Genomic DNA, 11232 nt, shown 5'->3' on the forward strand with positions numbered 1-11232 from the left:
CTTTGCCCAGGCTTAGCGCCAGCACGGCGGTGACCCAGCAGCCCGGCCAGTGGGGTTCGTCGACGTCAACACCGTCAACACCGTCGACCCCGACGAGGCGGCACAGGCCGTCATCGCCGCGATGCGGGCCACCGCAACCAGCTGACCCCGCCGCGACCTGACCGGCTCAGCACCGACGCCGACCAGGTCGGCGATCTGTCCACCTGGGACTGGTAGCGCCAGGCCCAGCCACCCAACCATTTGACCCTTCCGGGGAATGCGCCAGCCGTGTGCCGCAACCATCCCCGGGGCTCCCGGGATGGGTGCGCGGCCCGGCACGCGATGCCCTGGAATCCGAGGAAAGGATGCGGGGCCATGTTCGAGCCATCCGCGCAGATCGAATCCCTGCTCACCGCCGTCGCCTTGAAGCCTCCTGCCGCTGAGGGAATGCGGGCGATGATGCAACGGGAGTCGGAGTTCCCGAGCCCGTCGCAAGCAAGACTCACCGGTATTGCCCTGGACCCGTACGGCCGCGAGTTCGCTGACCAGGTGATGGACGCCTACTGGTCGGACGAGACGCGTCAGCAGAACACGCTGAACTCCAGCGGCACCGACCGCGAGGTCATCATCGGCAGCGGCTTCCACGCCGCAGCCTACGCAGCGGTCCGCGTCCTCAGCGGATACCCGAGGCCGCTGGTCCTGGAACGCAACGAGCGGGTCGGTGGCACGTTCGCGATGACCGCGCGGCCGACGTTCTACCTCAACTCCCGCAACCGTGCGGGAAGGGCAGGACTGGCCGGCGACCAGGGGGCAAGCCTGAACTACCTGCCGGGCGCACCGATCCAAGCAGCGAACGTGTCCATGGTGGAGTACCAGACGAACACCGACATGGCGTTCGTGATCCGCCTCGCGTTGGCGCAGTTCGCTGACGTGGTGACCAACGCCAACGTCCTGTCAGTCGCACGTGACGGAACTGGTGACGGAACTCGTGTCGGAACCGGGGTCGTGATCGAGATTGCCGATCGTGGCTCGCTGCCCGCCGGGCGGGTCATCGACGCCCGAGGGTTGGGCGATCCGGACGACCGGGACGTTGCCAACGGCACCACGATCCTCACCTTCCCGCAGTTCATGCAGCGCATGGCCGGCATGTGGCCACTGCGCGGTGTGCGTCGTGTTGCGATGATCGGTGGCGGTGACTCCGCCAAATGCGCCGTCGAGTCATGCCTGGGCATCGCGCCGCAGCCGTTCATGGCCGCTACCGCGCTGGACCGTGTCGACCGTATCGACTGGTACGCCGACGCACTGCCGACGACGTGCGAAGCGTGGCAGCAGAACATTCGTGGCAGGTATCAGGCCATCGGTCGCTATCTGCGGCCGGACCGATTCGGCGTCCGGCGACTCAACGTGCTGAATCGCCGAGCACAGCCCGTGGCACTACCCGGCGCAGGCCTCATCGACGGCCGCACGTACGACCTCGTGGTCCTCTGCACCGGCAACCGGGAGACGGACATCGACGGACTCGGCCTCGGGTCTTTCGAGGAGTACACGACTGCCGACGAGAATGTCGTTGCCCTCCTGCACTACAACCTGCCCGTGTTTCGCGTCGGCCCGCACGCGAGATTGCCCTTCACCCGGCAGGAGCGAGAGGACGGCATCGCCGACATCGCCGCCAACGCTGTCTCGCTCTTCCGAACCGCGAACAAGACAGCCGCATTGGCCGCAACACTTCGCGCAACGAAACGCGCCTAGCGCACGGACGGCCGTTACACCGTCGGCGGGTACGGCTGGCCCTGGCACCTGCCCTCCGACTGGGCACCGTCAATCCAGACGACCCACGCGCAGCCAAGAATCCCCACCCCCAGACATCCGACCGGCAGAGAAACCTTCCGAAAGGTTGCCCATGACCACATCACACCAACCCGGACGCCCGGACGAGGCGCGCGACGACGATCGGACACTCGATCCCGGTGAGATCGTCACCGTGAACTCCGACCACGACGCCCACCGGAACACCCCACGCAATCAGGCGTTCGTCATCATCGACAGCTTCTGGCATCCGAAGTACGCCATGGCCGCCCTCGGGGGTGACGGCCTTGAGTGGCGCAACCAACCCCGTGCATGGCTCCAGCCGGTGTCCCCGACGCAGTTGCGCCAAGCTCGCAACCCCGACGGCGACATCATCTACGTCGTCGACTGATCCGCTCACCATCGCTCGTCCACACGCAACCCTCCAGCTATCCACTGTGGACGGCATTGGCTGACCGCAGCTATTGCGCTGCCCGATCAACCTGGTGCGGCTTTGCCGACTGCTGGCGCAGCTTGTCCCACCGGAGGACGGCCATCCTGCCTGTGCGGGACGCGACGTCGCTGAACAGGTGCACAGCACCGGCCTGGGCCAGCTCAACCGCGATTCCGGACAGCGATGCCATGGGGTGAGGAAGACCCGACAGTCCTGATGGTCCTGACAGTTCTGACAGGTCGTAGTTGATCTGTCGCACGCGCGCCGACGACCGCTGAGCCGGCGCCCCGACACCGCACGACCCCTGGCCGATGCCCGGCCACCCGCGCACCTGCGCACCCATTCCGGGCACGGCCGCACGGCCGTGCCCGGATGCCGATCCCGGCCTGCCTGGGCCGCTACCGAACGGGAATCCGCACCTAGCCACCCCAGCACCGAGCCCGCCATGCAGTCGAACAGGCCGGTCACCGACCTGGACACGTCGACCTACGCCGGCCGGTTCCTGCGGCCCCCGGCGGTTGCTGGTGCCGAGGTATCGCAGCTGCTCGTCCGGCTCGCGCCGGAGCAGTGCCGCGCCATCCAGTTGCGGTTCCTCGACGAGGGCACCCGCGCAGCGACGTCGCCGCGCAGATGTGCCGCACGGTCGACGCCGTGCGCTGGCTCGAGCGCCGCGCCTGCGCCGCCTGCACGAACTGTGCACCGCCTGACAGTACCCATCCCGGGCTCACCCCGGGTCCAGTTACTCGGCCCGATCCGCCACCCCGACACGTCCTGACCGCGGTGTCCCGCTGCCGGATCGGCGACGGGGCACCGCGGTCTCCTACCAACGAGGAGCCCCAGCACCATGGCGAAACTGGTCCGCACGATCGTCACCGACGACCTCGACGCCAGCACCGACAGCGTCGGCACCTACCGCTTCGCCCTCGACGGCGTCGACTACGAGATCGACCTGTCCGAAGGCAACCTGGGCCGGCTCCGCGCCGCCCTCGCCCCGTTCATCGCCGCCGGCCGGCGCCTGCCCAAGCAGCAGCGCACGGCCACGCGCGGTCACGCCGCCGCCGGCGGCAGCACCGCGGCTGACGCGGCCACCGTGCGCACCTGGTGGGCCGCCAACGCGGGCCGGGCCGACCTGCCCGCCTTCCACGACCGCGGCGCCATCCCGCGGCGAGTCCGCCTCGCCCACGCCGCCGAACGGCACGCGAACCCATAGACCGGGAACCGCTGACGCACACCCCCGCGCGCCTCGATCCGGCCGGTCCGCACCTCCGTGGACCGGCCAGCATCGCCGTGTGCGGTGCACGGGCGCAGGCGCACCAATCCCTGCTTCGGAAAGGACCACGTACGTATGCGCAACCTGAACCATCCAGCCCCGCGCCAGCCGCTGCTGGCCTGCCGCGCCGGATACACCGCCGTCGGTCTGAAGGCGAGGTACTGACATGGGCCATTGGCTGATCGCTGTCCTCGTCCGCGCCGACGCGCACGCCGAGTTCATCCGCCCCCAACTCGCCCTGCCGCTGCGGCCCCTCATCGCCGCTGGCCGTATCGACGGCTACCGCCTCGGTGGGCAGGTCACCGGCGCCTGGGACCCCGGCTACGACCCCGCCGCCGACCCGGCCAACTGGCGGCCGTGCGAGCACTGCGGCAGCGCTACCCGCACCGGCCACGGCACCTGCACCAGCTGCGCCGACGCGGTCGCCGCCGGCCGCCCGCCGGGCACCGTCGTGGCCTGGTGGCACGGCGACTGGGCACCGCACCAGGGCGACATCGTGCCCTTGGCCCGGCTCATGGCCCCGAACTGGCGGTTCCCGAAGAACCGCACCCCGATCGCCTGGGCCGACCTTGCCGGCGTGGAATTCCTCGACACCGAGCACGCCCTGCTCACCGGCACCGACACCGGCGAGATCCCGCCCCGCCTCGCGCAGATCTTCGACGACCTGCACACCGGCCACCGCGACCCGCACCAGCGTCCCGCCCAGCGTCCCGGCCAGCCTAACGGCCGGCGCTCGGGGCAACGACGCGACTGGCACCGCCCGGCCGACGAGACCAGGTTCGACCCGAACCGCTACGCCGTCGCCGTCGTCGACACCCACCACTGACCCGACCCGAACCGTCGGCGGTTCCGGCCATGCCATCACCGTGCCACCACCGTGCCACCACCGCGCCGCCGGCGCGGGCCGAGTCCAGTCGAACCGACTTGCCTTCACGCGCCAGCCAAGCGTGCATCAGTGCACGCCTCACCACGAAACCCCTGCCAGCGCAGGGAGAAAAGGGGGCTGACATGCCCAACCGAACCAACCCAGCAACCGACACCACCACCGACCCGGGGACCGCCGCAGCCGGTGTGCCGCCGCTGGACGACAAGTCGCAGCAGATCATCGGCGCGCTCGCCGAACTCCGCGAGGAGACCGCCGGCAACCTCGCCACACACCTCGGCATCGCCTATCCCACGATCACCCCGAAACTGCGCAAGCTCAACGCCGCCGGGCTCGCCGAATCCACCAAGGCCGACAACCGCCAGACCGTATGGCGTCTGACCGACACCGGCCAGGAACTCGCTGCCACCCTCAACGCACCGGCCGCCGGCAGCGACACCGAAGCCATCACCGCGACAGCGGTCGGCGCCGCAGTACCGACACCGCCGGCTGGCACCGACCAGAACACCGCCGCCGGCACCGACCCGCAGATCAACAGCGAGGCCCCCGACCAGCCGGACATGCCGGTGCAGGAGCAGCACCCGTCGGCCGGCGGCACCGACACGCTCACCATCGGCACCGACGCCGATGGCGCCGGGCCGGACGACCAGCCGCCCGCAGCAGCCGACATCTCCGCTGCTGCGGGCACCTCCAGCAGCGACCTGACCAATGCGGCAGCCGCCGATGGCTCGGACACCGCTGCAACCGCGCAGGCAGACGCGAATGCGGCGACCCGCGCCGGCGCGGCGGCCGGAGACGACTCGGGCGACGCGGGCGGCGCCGACGCAGCACCCGGCTCGCTGCCCGGCCCCCGCCTGAAGCGGCGCGCGCCAGGCGACCTCGACCGCAGCATCCTGGCCATCCTGCAACCGAACCCAGGCCAGGTGTACAAGGTCGGCGAGCTGTGCAAGCTGATCAACAACGCGGAGCGGGGGACCGGCCTACCGAAGGCCAGCCCCGGAGCGGTCGTCCTCGCCGCGCAGCGGCTTGTCGCCCGCAAGCAGGTCGTCCTGGCGGTCGAAAAGCCCGCCAGCTTCCAACTGCTCGCCGACCCGGCCGACCCGGCTAACCCAGCCGCGGCACCTGCACCAGCGGCGGCCGCTGCGTTGGCGCCGGTCGCCGCGTCCGTCTGACCCCTGACACCGGATTGCCCGAGGGCGGGCGCTGGAAGTTGGCCCGACCGCGCCCGCCCTCGGCGCTCCCACATACGAAGGAGCGTCCCCATTGTCCCATGTCCTTGCATCAGTGCTTACCGCCGCCGGTGGCGTGCTCGCCGGTGCGGCGGTCATGACCGTGCCGCTGCTACGGCTGCGGCGCGCCGTACGGCTCGCCCGCTACCAGGCCGGTCACGACGACACCACCGGCCTGCCCAACCGCCGTACCCTGCTCACCGCCCTACGCCGAGCCGTCATCGACGGCCCGCCGTTCGGGCTGATCCTGCTCGACCTCGACGGCTTCAAGACAGTCAACGACACCCACGGCCACGAGGCGGGCAACGACCTGCTCACCGTCGTCGGGCAACGGCTCACCGACCTGCCCGACCCGGTGTGGCTGGCCGCCCGGCTCTCCGGCGACGAGTTCGCGGTTCTCGTCAACGGCGGCCCGGACGAGGTCGGCACCACCGCGCACCTGGCCGCGGCGATGATCGAGTCCGAACCCGTCACCGTCGACGGCGGCGGGCAGCTGGCCATCCGCGTCAGCGTCGGCTACACCACCGGCCGGCCCGGCATCACCGCCCGCACCCTGCTGCGGGAGGCGGACGAGGCCATGTACCACGCCAAAACCTACGCCATCGGCGTCAGCCGCTACCGCCCCACCGGCGCCGCCACCGTCGGGCCGCTGAACGGGGACAGGCCCACCCATCGCTGCCGTGACCGCCGCTGACGCACAAGACGACAACCAGTCCCACTCCGGCCGCCGGTGCCACCGCTCCTGCGGGGCACCGGCGGTTCCCACGACATACCCACGAAACACCATGCATACAGGAGGAGCACCGTCCATGTTGTCCCATCACCGCACCGACACCACGCACCGGACAAACTGCCTCAGCATCCACCCGATCGGCGCCACCGGCTGCGCCGCCACATCCCGACAGCACCGCACCGCCGCCGAGACCCGCGACGTGGCAATCACCTCTGCCGGGTTCGCGGCGGACCTGCTGCCACCGGACTGGACCGCCCACGCCGCCCCAGTTCCCGACGGCAGCATCTACCTGCTCATCCTCACGCCGCCGGCCGGGACCGCACAGGCGCACCTGGTCGCTCCGCACGCCGGCTGCGGCTGGGCCATCGGCATCACCGACCCCGCCGACGGCACCGACACCGTCCTGCGCACCGCCGGCGGCGACATCGCCTACCAGGCCACCCTCGCCGACGCTGTCCACGCCGCCCGCACGGCCCTGCACGCCGAGACAAGGCCAACGCCCGACATCAACGCACGCCAGCCGGCGCGGCCGGTCGGCCGGTACGTCGACAGCATCTGCCTGATCGGCGTCACCGACCACCGCTACCCGCATCTGGTGCACGCCCGCACCGTCGAGCGCGGCGGCCACCCCCACGTCATGCTGCCGACGCTGCGCCGGATCTGGGCAGCGAACGGTCACGACAGTGCCCTGCTCGCTGCCCTGCTGCTCGCCAACGACTGGAGCTACCTCGATCCCGGCACCGCCACCACGCACGGCAACGTCGCCGCCCGCCGGCTCATCGCCGGGATCGGACTGGTCCACGCCGCGAGCGGACAGGACGGTGCCGACGTCGAGCCTGAACCGGTCGCTGTCGTCCCGCTCACCACCGTCGGTGAACTCGACGCCGCCTGGCTGTACCTGCTCGACCCCGCCGAGGACACCGTCACCGTGCACACCGGCGACGGCCACCCGATCGGCCGGCACCGCCTCGAGCATTAACCCCCTCCGCGCCGCACGAGCGCGCCGGTCCACCAACCAGGCCGCCCCGCCGGGGGCGGCCGCGGCAGCACGCCACCCCCGCGCTCCGCCTGCCCAGCACGGAAGGACCAACCCGCCCGTGGACCGCCTCGCCCACACCGCCCAGCTGCAGACGCACACCAGCTGGCACAGGCCGGCACGCTTGGCTGGCGCCGCCGAACCACCAGACCGGGCGGGGCGACCATGACCAGCCGGGCCCTCGCGCTCATCGCCTGCCTCGTCTGCGCCGTCATCCTCATCTGCGGCGGCCTGACCGGCATGCTGTTGACCCACGGCGCCGCCGCCAGCTGCGCCCCGACCGCCGGTGCCACGCCCCAACCCGACACCAGCCTCACCGCACCGAGCGGGACGTTCCCGGCGATCGGCCGGTGGGACAGCACCCAGATCGGCAACGCCGCCGCGGTCATCACCGTCGGCGCCACCCGACACCTGCCCGCCCGCGCCTGGGTGATCGCCACGGCCACCGCCATGCAGGAATCCAGCCTGCGCAACATCCACTACGGCGACCGCGACTCCGTCGGCCTGTTCCAACAACGCCCCTCCCAAGGCTGGGGCAGCGTCGAACAACTCATGGACCCCGCCTACACGGCCGGCAAGTTCTACGACAAGCTCGTCACGATCGACAGCTGGCAGACCCTGCCACTGACCGAGGCCGCGCAAGCCGTGCAGATCAGCGCCACCCCTGACGCCTACGCCCAGTGGGAGCCCGACGCGGTCACCATCGTGCAGACCGTCGTCTCCAGCGAAAACCGTGCAAGGTCGGTCATGTCACTCGATCTTGAGCAGTGTCCGAACAGTTGTCCGGAGATCGTGAGCAGTCCGGGCCCCCAGGGTTCGGACGCGGGACCGTCGGGCGACGCTGCCCGCTGCGAGTGGGTGACGCCAGTGCACGCGCCGATCGTGTCGGGGTTCCGGACCGCCGAGCGACCGGGGCATGACGGTGTCGACCTGGGAGCGGCGCGGGGCACACCGATTCATGTTGCATCTTCGGGGACGGTCGTGGTGGTGCGGTGCAATGTCGTGCCGGCAAGCCACGGCTGTGACCAAGACGGGTCACCGTCGACACCCGGCTGTGGCTGGTACGTCGATGTCCGCCACACAGGCAATGTCGTGACCCGGTACTGCCACATGCTCACCCGCCCGACGGTGGTCGAGGGGCAGCAGGTGCTGGCCGGGCAAGTGATCGGCAAGGTCGGATCGTCGGGGCACAGTTCGGGACCGCATTTGCATTTCGAGGTGCATGTCAACGGGGACCGGGGCCCGAGCGGGGCGGTGGATCCGGTGAGCTTCATGCACGCGAAGGGCGTGCGCTTGGGCTCGCAGCAGTGATGTAGGTTCCTATGCCCGGTGACGGATTCGCGCGATCTTGGCGGGCGGTTTGACGGATCCGCCAAGACCGCGCGAACGGCGACTCCGCCGCCGCTTCCAACACCTCACCACTCACCCCAGCATCAACGCAGCCGATAACGCCCTCGGTCTCCACCAACAGAACCTCTTCCTGCAACTCGACTGGCTCGCACACGACATTGGCGCCACGCCGGCCTTGTTCGTCGCTTTCGGCACCACGCTGGTGCATCGACTGTTGGTTGCTGATGATCGAGCCTCACGGTTACGCATGGTGACGGGCAGCCAAGACCCACCGCGCGATGTCTGCGGCATGAGAGGGCACGTGATCTGTGCACTTGTCCAGTGGTTCAATCCCGTTTCAGCGTGATCTCGCGGCCGAGCGCTTCCACGCCGTGGCGAATGTTAGCTGCAATCTTCGCCAGTACATGCGGTGCGTATTGCGCAACATCATCGAAGGGTGAATCTACTGAGAGGTCTTTGACGCCCGATTTCCCGCCATGGTAATGATCAAGGTACTCGACGATCGCCTTCCGATCAACCTCTGGAAGCGCTAGAAACGGATCGCGCTCGGTATAGTTGTGCGCCTCGGTCAGGTGAACAAACCTATTCCCAAAGTCGTATACCCGTTGCTCCCACCCGCCTCTCGGGACCATAACTGAATCCGGGATTCGTTTGATCCCAGCTCCGTCCTGCTTCGGAATGCCGAATCCGAGACCGGCGGCGCAGGCAAACAGGATCTGCGCCCTGTCATTCGAGTGGGCGCGGAGATAACTTACCCGAATGAGCGAGTCGAGCTCCATGCGCAAAAGTGAGCCGGCGATCGACCACCACTTGTTTCCCACTGCGGTGGTAATCGCCTTCCGATGCTCGGCCGAGCGTTCCTCCGTTGCTTTTGCAAAGAAGGCGAACTCCTCTTCGAGGTTTGTCATCACCGTATGGTAAGGCAGAACGCGAGTTCGGCGCCGCCGCAGTAGGACCAAGACCACATGCACTGTCATCGGCTTCTTGTTTCATTGCGGTAGGACCGAGGCCCGGCCAGGCTTCTGTCTAGGCGTCCGGGCTGTCGCTCTCACATCGGCTGCCCACTCTGGTGTGGCTCTCATTTGGCCTGCGCAGTCCCGGGCGTCGCCTATGGGCGGGGAGAGGCTCAAGAGGGGATTGCCCAGCTCGAAGAAGCGTTGCCCTCCCGGCTCGACACGTTGTCGGATCGAGCATCGGAGGACCTGTGAGTCTATCGGACCGGGTAATCATCGGCATGGACCCGCACAAGCGCTCAGCCACGGTCGAGGTGATGGCCGGCGACGAGACTGTTCTCGGCGGTGGCCGGTTCGGCACCGACCGGGCTGGCTTCGCGGCGATGGTCACCTACGTGCAGCGGTGGCCGAATCGGGTCTGGGCGATCGAGGGATGCGAAGGCATCGGCCGGCACATCGCCACCCGGTTACTCGCCGATGGTGAGCAGGTCGTCGACGTGCCGCCCAAACTGTCCGCCCGGGCGCGGGTCTTCGTCACCGGTCAAGGCCGCAAGACCGACGCCACGGACGCCCACTCCGTCGCCCTGGCCGGCACGCGGATGCGTGGGCTGCGGCCGTTGGTCAACGACGAACAGCTCGCCGTGTTGCGGCTGCTCGTTGACCGTCGTCGCTCGCTCGGCCAGGACCACACGCGGATGGTCTGCCAGTTGCACCAACTGCTGCTGGAGCTCATCCCGGGCGGGGCGAAGAAGAGCCTGTCCGCGGCCCAGGCCAAAGCGCTGTTGGCCACCGTCCGGCCGCGCGACGCCGTCGGCAAGGCCCGCCGGCGGGTGGCCGCCGAACTGATCGCCGACCTTGAACGGGTCTACCAGCGGTCCAAGCAGGCCGACAAGGAACTCAAAGAACTCGTCGCTGCCACCGGCACCACACTCATGGACCTGCACGGCATCGGACCCTCCGGCGCCGCCCGGCTGCTGGTCGAGGTCGGCGACGTCACCCGCTTCCCGAACCGGGCCCACTTCGCGTCATGGAACGGCACCGCACCCATCGACGCCTCCTCCGGCGACCAGGTACGCCACCGGCTATCACGCGCGGGCAACCGACAGATCAACCGCGTGCTGCACATCATGGCCACCGTCCAGCTGCGTAACGCCACCCTCGGCCGCGCCTACTTCGACCGCAGGAAGGCGGCCGGGAAGACGTCGATGGAAGCGATGCGAAGCCTGAAACGGCGGCTGTCGGACATCGTCTATCGGCGGATGATCGACGACTCCGTCGCCGCTGCGGCGACGGGCCCGGGAGGACACCGGGACACGTCTACAAGTCCTGCGTGACCAGCTCTCATCCCCACACCGGCTCTTCGGAAAAGTCACTTCCCGGGCCCGCCGACACCAAGCCTAAACCGCAACCCCTGCCAAGTCTTGACACAGAGGGGAGCCAGATCAGGGACCTTCGCGCCGCCCGTCACCGACCGTAGCCAACTTGGAAGTCACCGCGCACGATCGGCGGCAGATGAGGATGCCGGCAGTGGCCAGCCGCCTCTTGTTTGATCCTGCCGGG

10 protein-coding genes are annotated in these 11232 nt (G+C 69.3%); 9 read left to right on the forward strand and 1 reads right to left on the reverse strand.

The annotated features are described in order from the left end of the window. The first annotated feature begins 354 nt into the window (after window positions 1-354). The 8 genes from ABZS66_RS31540 to ABZS66_RS31575 all read left to right on the forward strand — a co-directional run bounded on the left by ABZS66_RS31540 (window position 355) and on the right by ABZS66_RS31575 (window position 8680). Window positions 355-1728, forward strand: a complete 1374-nt coding sequence (locus ABZS66_RS31540; RefSeq protein WP_354764022.1) for a hypothetical protein — start codon at window positions 355-357, stop codon at window positions 1726-1728. 151 nt (window positions 1729-1879) lie between these two features. Further along, the gene (locus ABZS66_RS31545) at window positions 1880-2176 is read left to right on the forward strand and encodes a hypothetical protein (RefSeq protein ID WP_354764024.1); all 297 of its coding nucleotides are present in this window, start codon (window positions 1880-1882) and stop codon (window positions 2174-2176) included. Window positions 2177-3062: 886 nt separating this feature from the next. Next, on the forward strand, window positions 3063-3428 hold the full coding sequence (locus ABZS66_RS31550; RefSeq protein WP_354764026.1) for an Lsr2 family protein: 366 nt from the start codon (window positions 3063-3065) through the stop codon (window positions 3426-3428). 226 nt (window positions 3429-3654) lie between these two features. After that, window positions 3655-4314 carry a hypothetical protein gene (locus tag ABZS66_RS31555; RefSeq protein ID WP_354764028.1) on the forward strand — a complete coding sequence of 220 codons (660 nt, stop codon included), beginning with the start codon at window positions 3655-3657 and terminating at the stop codon, window positions 4312-4314. A gap of 245 nt (window positions 4315-4559) precedes the next feature. Continuing rightward, the gene (locus ABZS66_RS31560) at window positions 4560-5543 is read left to right on the forward strand and encodes a MarR family winged helix-turn-helix transcriptional regulator (protein WP_354764029.1); all 984 of its coding nucleotides are present in this window, start codon (window positions 4560-4562) and stop codon (window positions 5541-5543) included. A gap of 112 nt (window positions 5544-5655) precedes the next feature. After that, the gene (locus tag ABZS66_RS31565) at window positions 5656-6294 is read left to right on the forward strand and encodes a GGDEF domain-containing protein (RefSeq protein ID WP_354764031.1); all 639 of its coding nucleotides are present in this window, start codon (window positions 5656-5658) and stop codon (window positions 6292-6294) included. Between the two features lie 115 nt (window positions 6295-6409). Further along, window positions 6410-7312 carry a hypothetical protein gene (locus tag ABZS66_RS31570; protein WP_354764033.1) on the forward strand — a complete coding sequence of 301 codons (903 nt, stop codon included), beginning with the start codon at window positions 6410-6412 and terminating at the stop codon, window positions 7310-7312. Between the two features lie 222 nt (window positions 7313-7534). Then, complete coding sequence (locus ABZS66_RS31575; protein WP_354764035.1) at window positions 7535-8680, forward strand: M23 family metallopeptidase; 1146 nt, start codon at window positions 7535-7537, stop codon at window positions 8678-8680. A gap of 365 nt (window positions 8681-9045) precedes the next feature. On the opposite strand, the gene ABZS66_RS31580 is transcribed toward ABZS66_RS31575, so the two are convergent. Then, window positions 9046-9627, reverse strand: a complete 582-nt coding sequence (locus tag ABZS66_RS31580) for a hypothetical protein (RefSeq protein WP_354764037.1) — start codon at window positions 9625-9627, stop codon at window positions 9046-9048. A 326-nt stretch (window positions 9628-9953) separates the two neighbouring features. Here ABZS66_RS31580 and ABZS66_RS31585 point away from each other — a divergent pair, with 326 nt between their 5' ends. Continuing rightward, window positions 9954-11006, forward strand: coding sequence for an IS110 family transposase (locus ABZS66_RS31585; RefSeq protein ID WP_354764038.1), 1053 nt, complete (start codon window positions 9954-9956; stop codon window positions 11004-11006). Window positions 11007-11232: the final 226 nt, after the last annotated feature.

This window comes from Dactylosporangium sp. NPDC005572 (assembly GCF_040605515.1).
In the GTDB taxonomy this organism is placed as follows: domain Bacteria; phylum Actinomycetota; class Actinomycetes; order Mycobacteriales; family Micromonosporaceae; genus Dactylosporangium.

Excerpts from the sequence above, each read along its gene's own strand:
- ABZS66_RS31540 (WP_354764022.1), top strand. The coding sequence starts at position 355 with ATGTTCGAGCCATCCGCGCAGATCGAATCCCTGCTCACCGCCGTCGCC.
- ABZS66_RS31545 (WP_354764024.1), top strand. The coding sequence starts at position 1,880 with ATGACCACATCACACCAACCCGGACGCCCGGACGAGGCGCGCGACGAC.
- ABZS66_RS31550 (WP_354764026.1), top strand. The coding sequence starts at position 3,063 with ATGGCGAAACTGGTCCGCACGATCGTCACCGACGACCTCGACGCCAGC.
- ABZS66_RS31555 (WP_354764028.1), top strand. The coding sequence starts at position 3,655 with ATGGGCCATTGGCTGATCGCTGTCCTCGTCCGCGCCGACGCGCACGCC.
- ABZS66_RS31570 (WP_354764033.1), top strand. The coding sequence starts at position 6,410 with ATGTTGTCCCATCACCGCACCGACACCACGCACCGGACAAACTGCCTC.
- ABZS66_RS31575 (WP_354764035.1), top strand. The coding sequence starts at position 7,535 with ATGACCAGCCGGGCCCTCGCGCTCATCGCCTGCCTCGTCTGCGCCGTC.
- ABZS66_RS31580 (WP_354764037.1), bottom strand. The coding sequence starts at position 9,627 with ATGACAAACCTCGAAGAGGAGTTCGCCTTCTTTGCAAAAGCAACGGAG.
- ABZS66_RS31585 (WP_354764038.1), top strand. The coding sequence starts at position 9,954 with ATGGACCCGCACAAGCGCTCAGCCACGGTCGAGGTGATGGCCGGCGAC.